The 17749-nt window shown below is 45.1% G+C and carries 18 protein-coding genes; 1 reads left to right on the plus strand and 17 read right to left on the minus strand.

The features are described from left to right. Positions 1-14: 14 nt before the first annotated feature. The 16 genes from ACIGG7_RS18080 to ACIGG7_RS18155 form a co-directional block, all read right to left on the minus strand. Positions 15-452: a low molecular weight protein arginine phosphatase gene (locus ACIGG7_RS18080; protein ID WP_397550550.1), complete on the minus strand. Its 438-nt coding sequence runs from the start codon at positions 450-452 to the stop codon at positions 15-17. 160 nt (positions 453-612) lie between these two features. Continuing rightward, complete coding sequence (locus tag ACIGG7_RS18085) at positions 613-1167, minus strand: manganese efflux pump MntP (RefSeq protein WP_224943972.1); 555 nt, start codon at positions 1165-1167, stop codon at positions 613-615. Positions 1168-1273: 106 nt separating this feature from the next. After that, complete coding sequence (locus ACIGG7_RS18090) at positions 1274-2314, minus strand: L-threonylcarbamoyladenylate synthase (RefSeq protein WP_397550551.1); 1041 nt, start codon at positions 2312-2314, stop codon at positions 1274-1276. 306 nt (positions 2315-2620) lie between these two features. Beyond that, on the minus strand, positions 2621-3061 hold the full coding sequence (locus ACIGG7_RS18095) for a GNAT family N-acetyltransferase (RefSeq protein ID WP_397550552.1): 441 nt from the start codon (positions 3059-3061) through the stop codon (positions 2621-2623). A 129-nt stretch (positions 3062-3190) separates the two neighbouring features. Next, positions 3191-4003 (minus strand): stage II sporulation protein R, encoded by an 813-nt coding sequence (spoIIR, locus tag ACIGG7_RS18100; protein WP_397550553.1) that lies wholly within the window; start codon positions 4001-4003, stop codon positions 3191-3193. 287 nt (positions 4004-4290) lie between these two features. Further along, a complete protein-coding gene (gene prmC / locus ACIGG7_RS18105; protein WP_397550554.1) occupies positions 4291-5157 on the minus strand; it encodes a peptide chain release factor N(5)-glutamine methyltransferase in 867 nt (288 codons plus the stop codon). A gap of 2 nt (positions 5158-5159) precedes the next feature. Next, the gene (gene prfA, locus ACIGG7_RS18110; RefSeq protein WP_224943980.1) at positions 5160-6230 is read right to left on the minus strand and encodes a peptide chain release factor 1; all 1071 of its coding nucleotides are present in this window, start codon (positions 6228-6230) and stop codon (positions 5160-5162) included. A gap of 133 nt (positions 6231-6363) precedes the next feature. Then, positions 6364-6816, minus strand: a complete 453-nt coding sequence (locus ACIGG7_RS18115) for a hypothetical protein (RefSeq protein ID WP_224943982.1) — start codon at positions 6814-6816, stop codon at positions 6364-6366. Positions 6817-7146: 330 nt separating this feature from the next. Further along, complete coding sequence (locus tag ACIGG7_RS18120) at positions 7147-7758, minus strand: thymidine kinase (RefSeq protein WP_397550555.1); 612 nt, start codon at positions 7756-7758, stop codon at positions 7147-7149. A 298-nt stretch (positions 7759-8056) separates the two neighbouring features. Then, complete coding sequence (gene rpmE, locus ACIGG7_RS18125; RefSeq protein ID WP_224943993.1) at positions 8057-8269, minus strand: 50S ribosomal protein L31; 213 nt, start codon at positions 8267-8269, stop codon at positions 8057-8059. A 222-nt stretch (positions 8270-8491) separates the two neighbouring features. Then, positions 8492-9754, minus strand: a complete 1263-nt coding sequence (gene rho / locus ACIGG7_RS18130) for a transcription termination factor Rho (protein ID WP_224943995.1) — start codon at positions 9752-9754, stop codon at positions 8492-8494. A 521-nt stretch (positions 9755-10275) separates the two neighbouring features. Further along, positions 10276-11238, minus strand: coding sequence for a class II fructose-bisphosphatase (gene glpX / locus ACIGG7_RS18135; protein WP_397550556.1), 963 nt, complete (start codon positions 11236-11238; stop codon positions 10276-10278). Positions 11239-11402: 164 nt separating this feature from the next. After that, positions 11403-12686, minus strand: coding sequence for a UDP-N-acetylglucosamine 1-carboxyvinyltransferase (locus ACIGG7_RS18140; RefSeq protein WP_224944007.1), 1284 nt, complete (start codon positions 12684-12686; stop codon positions 11403-11405). A gap of 161 nt (positions 12687-12847) precedes the next feature. Continuing rightward, complete coding sequence (gene fsa / locus ACIGG7_RS18145) at positions 12848-13489, minus strand: fructose-6-phosphate aldolase (RefSeq protein WP_224944009.1); 642 nt, start codon at positions 13487-13489, stop codon at positions 12848-12850. 177 nt (positions 13490-13666) lie between these two features. Then, positions 13667-14524, minus strand: coding sequence for a class IIb fructose-bisphosphate aldolase FdaB (fdaB, locus tag ACIGG7_RS18150; protein ID WP_098351487.1), 858 nt, complete (start codon positions 14522-14524; stop codon positions 13667-13669). Positions 14525-14704: 180 nt separating this feature from the next. Next, a complete protein-coding gene (locus ACIGG7_RS18155; RefSeq protein WP_206858194.1) occupies positions 14705-15067 on the minus strand; it encodes a response regulator in 363 nt (120 codons plus the stop codon). Positions 15068-15254: 187 nt separating this feature from the next. On the opposite strand from ACIGG7_RS18155, the gene ACIGG7_RS18160 reads away from it, so the two are divergent. Continuing rightward, a complete protein-coding gene (locus tag ACIGG7_RS18160) occupies positions 15255-15779 on the plus strand; it encodes a DUF2529 domain-containing protein (protein ID WP_397550557.1) in 525 nt (174 codons plus the stop codon). 270 nt (positions 15780-16049) lie between these two features. Here ACIGG7_RS18160 and ACIGG7_RS18165 read toward each other — a convergent pair whose 3' ends face one another. Continuing rightward, positions 16050-17654, minus strand: coding sequence for a CTP synthase (locus ACIGG7_RS18165; protein WP_224944013.1), 1605 nt, complete (start codon positions 17652-17654; stop codon positions 16050-16052). Positions 17655-17749 lie beyond the last annotated feature (95 nt).

Raw genomic sequence — 17749 nt, forward strand, 5'->3', positions numbered from 1 at the left:
CTCTCTCCCTGTCTCTAACCAAGCTTTTTCATTAACTCTTCAATCAGTGAATCCAATTCTTTGTATGTATGTCTATAGATGTCCACACTTCCCCCATACGGATCCGATACATCCAAATCAGAAGGATCTTCCAGGACAAATTCCTTCAATGTGAAGATTTTATCCGCCACATGTGGATACTGATCCACAATCGCCCGCTTATGATTCGATGTCATCGTAAATATATAGGAAGCCCAGTCCAAATTCTCTTTCGAAAGTGAACTCGATTGGTGTCTATGTATTATATCGTTCTCTTTCAGCACTTCTTTAGCCTGAAATGAAGCATCACTCCCGTCCATGGCAAAAACACCGGCAGATTTGACGTCAAACCTACCTTCACCCTTATGCTTCAGAACAGCCTCTGCCATAGGACTTCGGCACGTATTTCCCGTACAAACAAACAAAATATTCATTGCGTCATCCTCCTTATAGCCTATTATAAAATATTTTCCATTCCGTCCATAGACCATTCACAATTTATACAAAAAGAAAAGCGGAGGCGGCTCACCCTTTTGCTCTTGAGCCCCAAAGACAAAAAAGCCCACCCCGAGGGACGGACCTCACACACTCTTCTTAAATCGGCAGCAGCAGCTTCACCCCGAACGCAAACAAAATACTTCCTCCAAGCGCCTCGCTGTATGTTCCGAGTACCCCCTGGAATTTCCGGCCGATCAATAATCCGGACCACGTCAAGACGGTAGCCGCTATCCCGAAACAGAATAGGGCGACGGCCGTCCTTGCCCCGAAGATCCCGAGTGTCAATCCGACTGAAAAGCTGTCCAGGCTGACACTCAAGGCGAAGAGGACCAGCCCAAACCCCACGGGAGAAATGAGGGTCGTTTCCTCTTCCTTGAAGCTCGACATGAACATCTGGATGCCCAGTGCGATCAACAAAACACCGCCAGCGTAGGCGGCAAACGATCCGAACGTTTCTGATAAAAATTTCCCCGTCATCATACCAAGAAGCGGCATCCATACGTGAAAGATTCCGACGACTAACCCTATATAAAAGACCTGCTTTAATCTCAGCTGAAACATTCCCATTCCGATCCCGATCGAAAAGGCATCCATCCCAAGAGCAAATGCCATCAACATCAAAGTCACCAGTTCGCCTATAATCGTTGTCATTTTGTTTCTTCCCCCTCCGGACATGCCTACAGAACAAATTTATGCACGTCCAAAGGGATTTAGAATACAAAACAAAACCCCTATGAAAGATCATAGGGGAGAGCACTTATCGTCTTATCACACGGTAACCGGCAGCCTTCTGAAGACGGTTCATAATGGCAAGCCCTACGCCTTCTTCCGGGAACATTTCGGCAAAAATAATATCCACGTCACTTCTATTAAAGGCACGCAGCGTATCGTAAAGATGCTGAGCCACGGTGTTCAGATTGTCCCTCCGGCCGACGGGTAGAATCATATCCGCCTGATACCAATCCTTCGATTCCTCCGTCGTCAGTACGCCGACTTTGAGACCTTCTTGCTTTTTTTCATCCACGAACCACTGAAGGTCTTCCCTCGTCCCATCCACTAAATAGACAGGGGCGTCCGGGGCGTAGTGGGTGTATTTCATCCCCGGGGATTTCGGGGCACCCTTCCCTTCTTTTAATGAAGGGTCCACTTGCACTGTCCCAACCACTTCTTCCAGCTGCTCTTTCGTGATGCCACCGGGACGCAGGATAACAGGAGTCGTTCCTGTACAATCCACCACCGTCGACTCCACTCCAACTCCCGTCTCGCCACCATCGACAACGCCGGCAATCCGGCCATCGAGGTCATCGATCACATGCTGAGCCGTCGTCGGACTCGGTTTACCGGACCGATTCGCACTCGGTGCAGCAATCGGAAGCCCCGCCGCCTCAATGATGGAGAGCGCCACAGGATGGTCCGGCATCCGGATTCCCACTGAGTCCAGGCCAGCCGTCACTTTTTCCGAAAATACGCCTTCCTTATTTTTAAAAATGATCGTCAATGGACCCGGCCAATACGCATCAATCAGCTTTACCGCATTCACTGGTATCTCTGCCACGAGGCCATTCAATTGATCTTTATTTGATATGTGGACAATCAGTGGATTATCCGACGGTCTGCCTTTCGCTTTGAAGATTTTATCTACAGCCCGGTCCGAAGTGGCATTTGCCCCTAGTCCATAAACCGTCTCTGTCGGGAAGGCCACCACCTCATTCTGTTGAAGAATCTCCGCTGCATCCACAATTTGTGGATAACTTTCGTTTTTATCCACATCACTTTCCACAATCCAATGTTTCATCATCTATGTCATCCACCTTTATAAGTCCAAGCTTCATCTGTTCATTTTTATGTGCATAAATCCTGTCTTCACACGTTCCTTTACTTTTGAAAGTATAAAAGAAACCCCGAAATTTCTCAAGTATTATCCACAAACTGCGAATAAATCGTCGAGACTTGTGGATAAACCTGTGGATGGTGTGAATAATTCTGAAAAAAGAGATAGTTATCCTCTTCTCGTATTTTGTCGAATGGCCAACGCAAAAAACCGGACCATTTTATGAAGTATGGTCCAGTCCTGAATTCCCTTACAAAATTTTTGTCGAAAAATCTATAAATCAAGTTTCATCGTGATGCAATTATCCACAGTGGATAACTTTTTCGCGTGAACAAAGTTTTTCAACTCATCCACAACGGGATTCGCTTCCTGTTGAAAACCTAACAGATCAAAGAATGCCAGGGACGCTTTCCGATTGGAAATCAGATAAAGACGTTCCAGATCCTTTTCTTTTGCCAGCTTTAATATCTCCTGAAATAGCGCAAAAAGCTCTTCACTTTCGAACGAAGAGGTGACCACAAGTGACCGAAGAAGTCCGACCTTCTCCTGCACCTCGATTCCAAGGGTACCGATCAACCGGTTATCCCCATCCTCCACTACTAAAAAACAATCAATGCTATGTTTAATGCCTTCTGTGCTTAACCCGGCTTTCACCAAGAAGGCCACGACTTCATGAATGTCCTCACTCGTTGCCTGGCGGATCACTTTTAACATTCTTTCATCCTCCCTTTTCTATCATCCTCTAGTATCAATGTATGAGGGGAGAAAGAGATTAGAACAAAAAATGATAGAGAAATAGATTTTCTTTCTATAAGAAAAAAGCTTCATCCAATTGGATGAAGCTTACTTATTGAACAAACCTTTGAATAAATCTACTACAAAGAATCGAACCTCTACTTCTTCCTCTTCCGAATCTTCCACGAAAACCGGTTCTTCTTGCGCTTCGACTTCTTTCTCATCGGGAGCATCTACCTTTTCTTCTCCGATCACACCGGCTTCTACTGCCTCTACTTCAACTTGCTTATAGGCAATGATATCCTCACTAATTTCAGGTTCCAACTTCGTATCTTCCTCTACAGCATCTTCAGGATCCAATTCCGTCACCTCATTGCCACTGGCCTCTACCTTCGTTTCAAACCCTGTGCTTCTTACAGCATTTCCAGTAGAGAAATCCAGGAAGCAAAGTGGCGGATACAGGACGCACCACCAGTTCGCCCCTTCTCCTTTACCAAGAGTGATCAACACCGCTTCATATTCACCAGCAGGATACAGGTACTGCCCGTATAGTTTTGTAGGGAATTTCACTTTTCCAAACTCTACTTTTACTGATTGGTCCATGCCTTCAGCAGCAACAACGTCTTCCGCAATTTTCTGAAGCTCCGGCAGTCCCTCTTTGATCACTGACTTCGCTTCATCCTGGGATGTTAGAGCCGATACCCAATTTGTGATCTCTTTGTTTACTTCATCCCGAACAAGTCTCTTCACGTTTTGATCCTGATCCAGATCGCTATTGGCGAGGATCCGCAGGCGAATCGCTTCCTGTGGGATCACCATCGTCTCCTGAGCCGCCATTTCCTGCTTCGGTATATATAAACTTAGAATCGTTCCTAATGATAGAATCAAGATATACAATAACACGGTATGTTTTGTTTTCATTTTCTCTCCCCCTCATAAAACAGTCTGGTCAAAAGGGGGAAATCTTAAACTAGTAAAATAACATTTTTGTGGAGGAAAATTGGCTCGCGGGGATTTTTGAAAATAAGTTAGCTGTTTTTGAAAATAAAACTCCATTTTTGAAAACAAATGTGCCTGAATTGAAAATAAACGTGATGATGAGAGGGTTAGAGCAGGAATGAAACTCTATACTTTTCATATTCACTCATAAACAGTGACATTTCCATAAAAAAAACACCCCCGATCGCTAAAATCAGGGGCATACATCCTTATTTCCTAACACAAAACACCATACGATCTTTCCCATTGATGTCATAAACGACTTCTGTCTTGGCATCCGAAAACGTAACGCGCAGCAGGTCCGCTACCGTCTCTCCCTGACCGACACCGACTTCGAAACCGATCAAGCATCTTTCCTTCATAACAAGCGGCAGTTCATCCATAAACCGTTTATACAGATCATACCCATCTTCCCCACCGAATAAGGCGAGTTCGGGTTCATGGTCGATCACAACATCTGATAGCGTTTCTCGATCTGTCAGAGGAATATACGGAGGGTTCGATAGCAGAACATCAAGCTTCACACCGTCTTCGATCAACGGCTGTAACAGATCCCCTTCCAAAAATCGGACATCTGCACTGAGTCTTGTGCCATTCTCCCTCGCAACGGCCAATGCTTCACTCGAAATATCGACGGCCATCATTTCAAGAGGAATCCGTTTCGACTCAAGCTTCAACGTGACGGCAATCGCCCCGCTTCCGGTACCTACGTCTGCAGCCACCAAAGGAGAGTCCACATCACCAAACAGATCCTTCATCTTCTCCAGACCATAATATATGAGCTCTTCCGTCTCCGGTCGAGGAATCAGCACATGCTCATTCACCACAAATTCACGGCCATAAAACTCCTCGACCCCGATAATGTGCTGAATGGGTACGCCGCTGACATGACGACGGATTCCTTCTTGAAACTCGTCCCATTTCTCCTGAGGGACGGACCTCCGCTGCTCCGCTAAGAGCTGGGATCGTGACATTCCCAACAAGTGCCGCAGATAGATTTCTCCCACATTCTCATCGCGGCCTTTTTCGACTAAAAAAGAAGAAGCCCATTTCAGGGCTTCAAATACCGTCAACATGACTACTCTTCCAGTCTTTCAAGGAGTTTGGACTGATCTTCAATGATCAATGCATCGATGACTTCATCCATCTTACCTTCAAGGATCTGATCAAGCTTCTGGATCGTCAGTCCGATGCGGTGATCCGTCACACGATTTTGTGGGAAATTGTACGTACGGATACGCTCTGAACGATCACCTGTACCAACGGCCGATTTACGATTGGCATCGTATTCCGCTTGAACTTCACGCTGGAATTTATCGTACACGCGGGCACGCAATACTTTCATCGCTTTTTCTTTATTCTTGATTTGAGACTTTTCATCCTGACAAGATACAACGACACCTGTCGGCATATGCGTCAGACGCACGGCAGACATGGTCGTATTAACGCTTTGTCCTCCAGGGCCGCTTGAAGCAAACGTATCGACACGGATATCTTTATCGTGGATATCGACTTCGACTTCTTCTGCTTCAGGAAGACAGGCAACCGTTGCCGTCGACGTATGGATACGTCCACCGGATTCGGTTTCAGGTACACGTTGCACACGGTGCGCCCCGTTTTCGTACTTCATTTTGGAGAATGCGCCATTTCCGTTAATCATGAAAATGATCTCTTTGTATCCACCGACACCAGTGGAGTTCGCTTCCATGATTTCGATCTTCCAGCCTTGGGATTCAGCGTAGCGGCTGTACATACGGTATAAGTCACCGGCGAACAGGGCGGCTTCATCTCCACCCGCAGCACCGCGAACCTCCATGATTACGTTCTTATCATCGTTCGGGTCTTTCGGGATCAATAATATTTTCAGACGGGCTTCCAACGCTTCGATTTGCTCTTCAAGCTCGGACACTTCTTCTTTTACCATTTCACGCATATCAGCATCCAGCTTATCATCCAGCATCGCCTTTGCGTCTTTATACTGCCCGGTTAGTTCTTTATATTCTCGATATGCTTCTACCGTTGCTTGGATGTCTGATTGTTCTTTTGAATAATCTCTTAGCTTCTTTGGGTCATTCACAATTTCTGGATCACTCAATAGTTCATTTAACTTATCATAGCGATCTTCCACTGCTTGTAAACGATCGAACACAGCTATTCACCTCAATTTTAATCCATAACAGTACAATTATATTATATGGTGTATGTAAACACAAGGAGGATCGGGTATGGGGACAAGGGGAATTTCGTACGAAAAAGGGGAAGCAAGTTCGCTCCCCCTTCCATTATCTTTCGGTAATTTTCACGTTAATATTGTAACGGGGAATCGCTCGTTGTAATTTGTCTTTGAGCATGGCTTCCTCTTTATCGGTCTCTTCCATGTTCATTTCTTTCTTCGTATGAGCGGTCACCCACATCTGATTCCCATTGATCCAGACTTCATCAGGCTGAAATTTAGATTTCTCTCTTACCACTTCACGGGCTTTATCTTCATATACACCGGTTGTCGTTGAAGTCGTACCTGGTGAATTCGTCAGGTTAGGAAAATTGGGGTTTTGATCCGTGATATCCCGCACACTTTCATCTTGCCGCTTATCCATTACCGCTTTGCGGTTATCAATGAAACGGGTCCCGCCGCTATCATTATGCACACCGTATTCCGACTCCTGATTTACACCACATGCTGTAATCAAAATAAAGAAAACGGTAAAGGATAAAGCTAATAGTAATCTTTTCATTCTTTCACACCTCCTGATGTTAGGTTTTCCTGCAGGAAGGTGGTTATGCATATCGCAAACAAGCGTTTTTTTGAAAAATTAATCCAGTTGGAGAGGATCGTGGTACGATTTCAGAGTGAATTTTTTTACTCCTGTTTAGCTTTGCCTGATTATTCAACCGGTTTTAGGGTTAATTCCCACCCGAATTCAGATTATTAATCCTGATATTCATTTTTTCAACCTTCATTCTGAATAATTAATCCCGTTTCAAAATAATTCAACCGTTTTGTCGAATAATCTCTATATATACAAAAAAACAAAGCCCCAACTAAGGACTTTGTTTACAAAAATTTAAACTTCCTTCACCATATCCGGCGTAACACTCATCCCGGTCGGCACTTCATGGTGATGACGGCATCTTGGCTCGTAAGCTTCGGATGCCCCGACGAGAATGACGGGATCATCGTAACATGCCGGTTCACCATTGATCAGGCGCTGAGTCCGGCTTGCCGGAGAGCCGCAGATGGCACAAACGGCTTGAAGCTTTGTCACTTGCTCTGCAATGGACATCAAATCCGGCATCGGTCCGAATGGTTCTCCACGGAAATCCTGATCAAGACCTGCTAGGATGACGCGATATCCGCTGTTTGCTAATTTTTGTACGACGTTGACGATGCCTTCATCAAAGAACTGCACCTCATCGATCGCAACGACATCCACCTCTGGATTCAGATCATCAAGGATCACGCTGGAATCCTCTACTGCTTTGGCGATGACAGAGGTACCATTATGAGATACAACCGACTCATCACTATAGCGATTATCTAATTTTGGCTTATACACAGCAATTTCTTGTTTAGCAAATTGAGTGCGTCGTACCCGGCGGATCAGTTCCTCGGATTTCCCTGAGAACATGCTGCCGCAAATGACTTCTACCCAACCCGTTTGTTTCATGACATACACGAAAGCGCCTCTCCTTCCTTACCCTTTGTTCTATAAAAAAACAGCCTGGCTGTTAGTAAAAACGGACTACTACTTACTATAAAGCATTCCTTTATGTACGGGAATAATGCTTGAAATTCAGGAATTTGGCAGAAAAAAAGAGGCACAGCTCAATTGGAACTGCCTCTATTTCATCGACCATTTGCTTTAAACGTAATAAAAAACAGGCAAGCATGAAGATCCTTGCCTGTTTTTCTAATAGAAGAGAAGAATCCGCACCTACGCACAAAGGAGTTGGATGCGGCCTTCTGACTCTTCATTATTGTTGTTGATTTTTAAGACCGTATTTTTTGTTGAAACGGTCAACACGTCCACCTGCATCAGCGAATTTCTGACGGCCTGTGTAGAATGGATGGCATTCAGAACATACCTCAACGCGCATTTCTTCTGCTACAGAACCAGTTTCGAATTCGTTACCGCAAGCACAGCTAACTTTGATCATGTTGTACTTTGGATGAATTGCTGATTTCATTCTCTTTCATCTCCTTCCGCCCTGAATCATCTGAAACAGAGTAATTTATTACGAAGATATATGTGATATGAGCATAAGCATGAGAGTAATAGCCAGCCCCTTACCACATCCAATTTTTAAAAACACATTGACACTATTATAACAAGGACAAGGATTTTTTGCAACATGGAAAATTGGAAATTCCAGTCACCCCTTATCTTGAAAAATCGGTCGATTACTAGATTAACGCTTCTTGGACTCTTCTGTCAACACGTTGAAAAACTCTTCATTCGTCTTCGATTGCTTCAGCTTTCGCATCAGCTTCTCAGCGAAATCAGGCTGATCGGACATGGCTTTTCTGATCGCCCATAATTTTTCAAGATGATCCGGCTTGATCAGAAGCTCTTCACGACGCGTTCCGGAACGACGGATGTCGATGGCCGGGAAAATGCGGCGCTCTGCAAGAGAACGGTCAAGGTGAAGCTCAAGGTTTCCGGTTCCTTTGAATTCTTCATAGATGACATCGTCCATACGAGATCCCGTGTCCACAAGTGCTGTGGCAAGGACCGTCAAGCTTCCGCCCTCTTCAATGTTACGGGCAGCCCCGAAGAATCGTTTCGGACGGTGGAATGCGGCAGGATCGATACCACCGGAAAGAGTTCGCCCACTTGGCGGGATAACCAGGTTATACGCACGAGCCAAACGAGTGATGCTGTCCATAAGGATGATGACGTCACGCTTGTGCTCAACCAGACGCATGGCGCGCTCCAGAACGAGTTCCGCCACTTTGATGTGGTTTTCCGGCACTTCATCGAATGTCGAGCTGACAACTTCTGCTTCTACCGATCGTTCGATATCGGTTACTTCCTCTGGACGCTCATCGATCAGAAGAATGATCAGTTCCGCTTCTGGATGATTGGTTGTGATCGAATTCGCGATTTCTTTAATCAGCATCGTCTTACCTGCTTTAGGTGGGGCTACGATCAACCCACGTTGTCCAAAGCCGACCGGTGCGATGAGATCCATGACGCGTGTGGAAATTTTATTAGGCGTTGTTTCAAGCTTCATTTGACGGTCAGGGTATAGAGGCGTCAATCCTGGAAAATGCACACGTTCTTTCGCAGAATCAGGTTCTTCCCCGTTCACCATTTCAACATGCAGCAATCCGAAATAACGTTCATTTTCTTTCGGAGGACGTACTTTACCCGACACTTTATCACCGTTACGAAGGTCAAAACGGCGGATCTGTGATGCCGAAATATAAATATCCTCAGAGCTTGGAGAATAGTTGATTGGTCGTAGGAAACCAAATCCTTCTGATTGAATGATTTCAAGAACGCCTTCCATGAAGAAGAAGCCTTCTTGTTCTGCACGAACTTTAAGAATAGCGAAAATCAATTCTTTTTTTGTTAATTTACTATAATAAGAAACTTTGTATTGTTTGGCTAGCTCGTAAAGCTCTTTCAGCTTCATATTTTCTAAGCTAGAAATTGTTAGTTCTTCCATTATGACACCACGCTTTATTAATTTGTCCTACCAAAAGAAAATAATTTAGTTTATTTTCAAAGAGAGTAGTTGTTGATTTCCGCTCCAGGTGCTCGCTTTCCGCGGGGCGTGAGTTGAGCCTCCTCGGGCGCTGCCCTGTGGGGTCTCAACTTTCCCGCGTTTCCCGCAGGAGACGAGCACCTTCCGCTTCAATCAACTTTGATATTTACTCTTTCACTAAAAATATTTTATTTAGCAAAAGAGGCAAAAAGGGTAGATTTTTCTAAAAATGAAGAAATAAGTTGAAGCATAACTATAAAGAAAAAACACTGAAGATAAAAACCTTATCTATTGTAACCATACTTTTCAACAAGAATCAATAACTGGGTAGAAAAAGGAAGGTAGATTTGGTAGATAGGCAGCATTTTTTCACCTATGAAGAAAAAAAGTGAGTGATAAGAGTGTGGACGGGCAGATGTTCTGCCCATCCTGTTCTCTTATATAAGAAGAGTTGGTTTCTCTCTCTGAATCCCTAAAGTCTATTATTTCATGACAAGGTTTGGCTTTTTCTGAAGGCTGTGGCGTCCGTCAATGAATCGGACTGTACCGGACTTCGCGCGCATGACGACAGAATGTGTCAGACCGTATGCTCCTTTAAGCTGTACACCTCTTAGGAGTTCCCCGTCTGTTACACCTGTTGCGGCAAAGATAGCATCGTCACCACACACAAGGTCTTCCATCCGAAGAATCTTGTCCACATCAAGTCCCATGCTGATACAACGCTCGAGTTCCGCATCGTTTTGCGGCAGAAGCTTCCCTTGAATTTCTCCGCCTAGGCATTTCAAGGCAACGGCAGCCAGTACTCCCTCAGGAGCTCCGCCGGATCCGAACAGGATATCGACACCCGTATGATCGAACGCTGTGTTCATGGCCCCTGCCACGTCCCCATCATTGATCAGTTTGATACGAGCGCCAGCTTCTCTCAGCTGTTGGATGATGTGTTCATGACGCGGACGATTCAAGACTGTCGCTACCACATCTTCAATGTCCTTGTTCTTCGCTTTCGCAACAGCTTTCAGGTTGTCGATGACAGAAGCGTTGATGTCGATTTCCCCAACCGCTTCCGGTCCAACAGCAATCTTATCCATATACATATCGGGTGCATTCAGCAGATTTCCGTGGTCTGCCACAGCGAGTACCGCCAGTGCATTCCAGCCTCCGGAAGCAACGATATTTGTTCCTTCAAGCGGATCGACAGCTACATCGACACGCGGGCCGTAGCCTGTCCCAAGTTTCTCACCAATATATAACATTGGAGCTTCATCCATTTCCCCTTCACCGATGACGACCGTTCCCTTCATCGGTACAGTATCGAATACGTCGCGCATAGCGGAAGTTGCAGCGTCATCCGCTTCATCCTTCTTCCCGCGACCCATCCAGCGGGCCGATGCAAGCGCGGCCCCTTCTGTTACTCGAACTAGCTCCATTGATAAACTTCTTTCCATGTATATAGCCTCCCGTGTTCCCTTTAGTTTTACAATAATCTTAAATTGTATAACATATTTACAGATTTATTGTAACACATTGAAACCGTTAGAAAGACTATTTTTCGAAAAAAGTAGGACATAATCGTTTGTTTGGCAAGAAAATTACTGGAAATAATGTAAACCTATGACTTCATCTGCTCCATTTCCTCAACAGTCATCTTTTCACGCCAAATCGTTGCGCCGAGACCCTCAAGTTTCGAAACGAGATCACTGTAACCGCGGTCGATATGCTCGAGTCCGGTCACTTCTGTGATGCCCTCGGCCATTAAGCCGGCAATGACAAGAGCTGCTCCTGCGCGGAGGTCACTTGCCTTCACTTTGGCCCCCTGTAATTGAACAGGACCGTTGACGATGGCAGAGCGTCCTTCGACTTTGATTGTGGCGTTCATTCTTCTCAGCTCATCAATATGCTTGAAACGGGCTGAGTAGATGGTATCTGTTACAACGGCAGACCCTTCTGCACGATTGAGTAACGTGGTGAACGGCTGCTGAAGATCCGTCGGGAAACCTGGATATACCAGTGTTTTCACATCAACGGATTTGAGCTTATCCGCTCTGCCGATAAAGATCTGGTCGTCGTTTGTTTCAACTGGGACTCCCATTTCACGGAGTTTGGCAATGACCGATTCCATATGTAATGGGATGACATTGTCGACAAGTACACCTTTTCCGACTGCAGCAGCAAGGATCATAAAGGTTCCCGCTTCAATACGGTCTGGGATGATGGTATGACGGCAGCCGTGAAGCTCGTCCACCCCATCAATCCGGATCACATCGGTACCGGCTCCCTTGATCTTCGCACCCATATTACTTAATAAAGTCGCGACATCGATGATTTCAGGTTCTTTCGCCGCATTTTCAATGATCGTTCTGCCCTTTGCGCGGACCGCAGCAAGCATGATGTTGATCGTTGCGCCGACACTGACGACATCCAGATAAATGCGGGCACCCTTTAATTCGTCGGCACGCAAATAAATCGCACCTTGTTCATTGGTGACTTCCGCTCCAAGAGCTTCGAAGCCTTTGATATGCTGGTCGATCGGACGTGGCCCTAGGTGACATCCACCTGGTAAACCGATGACCGCTTTTTTAAATCGTCCGAGCATCGCACCCATCAAATAGTAGGAAGCACGAAGCTTTTTCACCTTCCCGCTTGGTAAAGGCATGGACACCATTTGACTAGGATCGACTCTCATATCCCCATCTTCCAATGAGACAGAACCGCCGATCTCTTCTAAGAGATCCTTCAGCGTTCTCACATCAGAGATGTCCGGTAATCCTTCGATCGTAACCGGAGAATCTGCAAGGATGGTTGCCGGGATCAAGGCTACCGCACTATTTTTGGCCCCACTGACTTTAATGGTTCCTTCTAGCGGATAACCTCCTGCAATTTTTAGCTTTTCCATATTAATCTCCCTTCCACTGTTCAAGATGGCACCATGAACAAAAAGGATTATTTTTCCAATAGAAGACGTTCTAAGAAGCATTGTCTACTAGTGTATACATAATTCGTCAAAACATGTATAGGAGAATCGAATTTTTTTCCTTTAGACCGATTGACCTAAGATTAGCGGTTGTTCCAATCATTCAGGAACGCGTCAATTCCTTTATCCGTTAATGGATGCTGGAATAATTGTTTTAATACTTTAAGCGGGACGGTTGCGATGTGAGCCCCTCTTAAAGCCGCTTCCGTAATATGCTGTGGATGACGGGTCGAAGCCGCGATGATTTCTGTTTCCAGACCGTGAATGGCAAAGATTTCAGCAATCTTGGATACTAGCTCAAGACCATCATGACCGATATCATCTAATCTTCCTAAAAAAGGCGAAACGTACGTCGCTCCAGCACGAGCCGCTAACAGCGCTTGATTCGCACTGAAAATCAGCGTGACATTTGTCTTGATCCCTTCTTTAGCAAAAGTAGAGGTCGCCTTCAGGCCGTCTGGCGTCATTGGCAGCTTCACGGTAATATTAGGAGCGATTTTCGCGAGCTCCCTTCCTTCTTTGATCATGCCTTCTGCATCTGTTGCAATGACTTCAGCGCTTACAGAACCAGGGACCAGATCCGTGATTTCTTTCAAACGATCTTCAAACGTTACGTCTTTTTCTTTCGCCACAAGGGACGGATTCGTTGTCACTCCAGATACAATACCCCATGAGAATGCTTCCTTGATTTCATTCATGTTAGCTGTGTCTATGAAAAATTTCATTCATTTATACCCCTTTTCGACAAAATTTTCAATCATCTTTAATGAACGGAAAGGACTGACCCAACAAGGTATCAACCCTCTCCTGGTGCCAGTCCCATCCTACTACATCATTTTATTTACCACGATTGGACAGGATCTAATCTATGTAAGATGCCTTTTCCAAACATTACCTGAAGATTACGCCTGGTTAGAAGAACCGAATTCGCGCATTTTACCAGCAACTGTCGCTTTGATCGCTTCACGAGCCGGCCCCATGTATTTACGTGGATCATATACTTCTGTGTCAGCTGCAAGCACTTCGCGTACCGCTTTAGCAGAAGCAATTTGGTTTTCAGTGTTTACGTTGATTTTAGCTGTTCCGTAAGAAATTGCTTTTTGGATATCTTTAGTCGGGATTCCAGTTCCGCCGTGAAGTACTAGAGGTACTCCAGTAGCCGCTCCGATTTCTTCCATTTCTTTGAATCCTAGGTTCGGTTCACCTTTGTAAGGACCATGGACAGAACCAAGTGCAGGTGCAAGTGTATCGATGCCAGTACGTTCAACCAGCTCTTGACACTCTTTAGGATCTGCATAAATAACGCCGTCAGCTACTACGTCATCTTCTTGTCCACCAACTGTTCCAAGTTCAGCTTCGACAGAAACACCTTTAGAGTGTGCATACTCAACCACTTTAGAAGTGATTTCGATGTTCTCTTCGAAAGGACCGTGAGAAGCGTCGATCATAACAGATGTGAATCCTGCATCGATTGCTTCTTTACATTTATCATAGCTTGAACCGTGGTCTAAGTGGATCGCAACAGGAACGGTGATGTTTAAGTCTTCCATAAGACCTTCAACCATTTTCACCACTGTTTTGAAGCCGCTCATGTAACGGGCAGCACCTTCAGATACACCAAGGATGACAGGTGATTTTTCTTCTTCTGCCGCTTGCAGGATCGCTTGAGTGAACTCAAGGTTATTCAGGTTGAATTGACCTACTGCATAGCTTTTTTCTTTTGCTTGAATAAGCATGTCTTTCATTGAAACTAAAGGCATAGTTATTTCCTCCTTTTATTCAGTCAGTGAACCATTTTAGTAGAAATGGTGGTGTTATTTATAGCACCTTGTGACATTGTTTACAATTTCACTTGTATCATACCAAAACAGAATTGATTTTACCAACTGAAGAGGCGAAATGTTAAAAATACTACTATTTTCACTATTCACACAAAAGCATCAAGCTGGAATATATTGCTTGACGGCTTTTCTTATATCGTCAATATCAAAAGGCTTCGCAAAATGAGTAAGCGCTCCCAAGTCCTTTGCCTCCTGAATCATATCAAGCTCTCCATATGCCGTCATGATAATGACACGGATATCGGCATCTTTCTGCTTCATCCGCTTCAGGATTTCAATTCCATCCATTCCAGGAATTTTCATGTCAAGCAGTACTAAATCAGGGGAGTGATTATCTACGATTTCAAGAGCCTGAATCCCATTCGCCGCTTGAAATGTTTGGTACCCTTCTTTTTGCAACACTTCATTTAATAGTATTCGTATACCAAATTGATCGTCCACAATCAGAATTTTCTCATTCATATATCCCAGTCCCCTTCACTATATAGTAGATTATGTATTCTGGCGTCATTGTATATTTATTACTTATTCTCTTTTTTTGTAAAAAATCCTGCTTCTTCTCAAGATTTTGCTTGAGACCTTTTTCCCTTTATAATAAGCGTTATGAAGAAAAATGTCGAAGATGAATTTGAGAAGGAGATTGAACTTTATGATCAAAATGTTCACTACACAGTTAACGGGACTGTTCAAACGGATTTATAATAAACAGGAATTTGAAATCGAGGACGGAGCGCGCCTGCTTGCCCAGGCTGCGATCGGTCAGGGGAACATCTATATTCAATCATATGGGGAAATGGAAGCTGTGACGGCAGAGGCTTTGTTTGGTGCAGAACCCCTTCCTTCTGCCAAACGATATGATCCTTCTATTGAATTGACAGAGGCGGATCGGGTTTTGGTCGTCACACGCTTCTCAACGGATGAGGATGCGGTTCGCTTTGGGAAGAAGCTGACGGCAGATGGGATACCATTTGTAGCGGTGTCCGGAGTGATCGAGGGAGAAGTCAATCTCTTGGACGAGGCCGACGTTCACCTGGATACAAAAGTGATCAAAGGAATGCTTCCAGGAGATGAAATCGGTGAGCGTGTGAGCTTCCCTTCGAGCATGGCTGCTCTCTATTTATATTTCGCGCTGGGGTTTGTGATTCGTGAGATGCTGGAGGAGTATGAGGAGTAGAGTGTGTTGGCCCTTTCTCTGTATAGGAGGGGCTTTTTTTGTGGGAGGCTTTCGTGGGCGTGCTTTTTTGATGGGAGGCTTTAGTCTGCGAAATTTGTCGGAAAAAGAAGAACGGTTGATATCGTGAAAATAGGGTCGATAAAATGAAAGAACGGTTGATAAAACCGTATAAGGGTCGATAAATCGAAATAAAGGTTGATAAATCCCTCACGAAGGTCGATAAAACAAAAAAGCCCTCCCGATCCGGGAGGGCTTTTCCTAACCAATCTATTATTTCTCACCATACGCAAGTGACGCTTCCACGAAGTCTCTGAATAGAGGCTGTGGACGTGTCGGGCGTGATGTGAACTCAGGGTGGAATTGGGATGCAACGAACCATGGGTGGTCGCTCAGCTCGATGATTTCCACTAGACGGCCATCCGGGCTTGTGCCTGAGAAGATGAAGCCAGCTTTTTCCATTTGCTCACGATAGTGATTGTTGAATTCGAAGCGGTGACGGTGACGTTCGTATACCACTTCTCCATCGTAGGCTGTATAGGCTTTTGAACCTTTTGTCAGCTTACATGGATATAATCCAAGACGAAGGGTTCCACCAAGATCTTCGATGTCCTTTTGTTCCGGTAATAGATCGATGACCGGATATGGCGTTTCAGGATTCAATTCAGCAGAGTGAGCTCCTTCAAGACCAAGAACGTTACGTGCGTATTCAACAGAAGCTAGTTGCATACCAAGGCAGATTCCAAGGAATGGGATCTTGTTTTCACGGGCATATTGCGTCGCAGAAATCTTTCCTTCCACACCGCGGTCACCGAAGCCTCCTGGTACAAGGATCCCGTCTACATCGGCCAACTTCTCCGCTACGTTTTCATTGTCGACAAGCTCAGAGTTCAACCATCTTACTTCGATGTCGCTGTCGAAATGGTACCCTGCATGACGAAGGGCTTCCACGACAGAAATATAGGCATCCTGCAGTTCAACATATTTCCCGACAAGGGCAATCGTCGTTTTACGGGAAAGGTTTTTCACGCGGTCTACCAGTTCATTCCACTCTGTCATGTCTGCTTCGTGGCAGTCGAGCTTCAGGTGCTGACATGTGATTTCATCAAGCTTCTGGTCCTGAAGAGCCAGTGGCACAGAGTATAATGTATCTGCGTCCATTGCTTCGATTACTGCATTTTTATCGATATCGCAGAATAACGCGATTTTGTCCTTCATGTCTTGGGTCATTGGCATTTCTGTACGAACGACGATGACGTTTGGCTGGATTCCAAGACTGCGAAGTTCTTTTACGCTGTGCTGAGTCGGTTTTGTTTTCATTTCACCGGCTGCTTTGATGTAAGGAACAAGCGTACAGTGAATGTACATCACGTTGTCACGGCCGACATCACTCTTGATTTGGCGGATCGCTTCCAGGAATGGCAGAGATTCGATATCCCCAACCGTTCCTCCGATTTCCGTGATGACGACATCAGAATTCGTTTCGCGGCCGGCACGGTATACGCGCTCTTTGATTTCGTTCGTGATGTGCGGGATAACCTGCACGGTTCCACCAAGATAATCCCCGCGGCGTTCTTTTTTCAATACAGTCGAATAGATTTTACCTGTTGTGACAGAGCTGTATTTCGTCAGGTTGATATCAACGAAACGCTCGTAGTGACCTAAGTCAAGATCCGTTTCCGCACCGTCATCGGTTACGAATACTTCACCGTGTTGATAAGGGCTCATCGTCCCCGGATCCACGTTGATGTATGGATCGAATTTCTGGATCGTGACACTCACTCCACGATTTTTCAATAGTCTGCCAAGGGACGCTGCTGTGATCCCTTTCCCTAGTGACGACACTACGCCGCCTGTTACGAAGATATACTTAGTCATGTATATGTCCCCCTTCAAAGTAAGTTTGGTTCAAAAAAAGTAGAGGGTGTCTCTTATGTAGTCATGTCATGAATTATCTTGTTCAAAGAAGGACC

The sequence above is a fragment of the Rossellomorea sp. NPDC077527 genome (assembly GCF_044542955.1).
In the GTDB taxonomy this organism is placed as follows: Bacteria; Bacillota; Bacilli; order Bacillales; family Bacillaceae_B; genus Rossellomorea; species Rossellomorea aquimaris_E.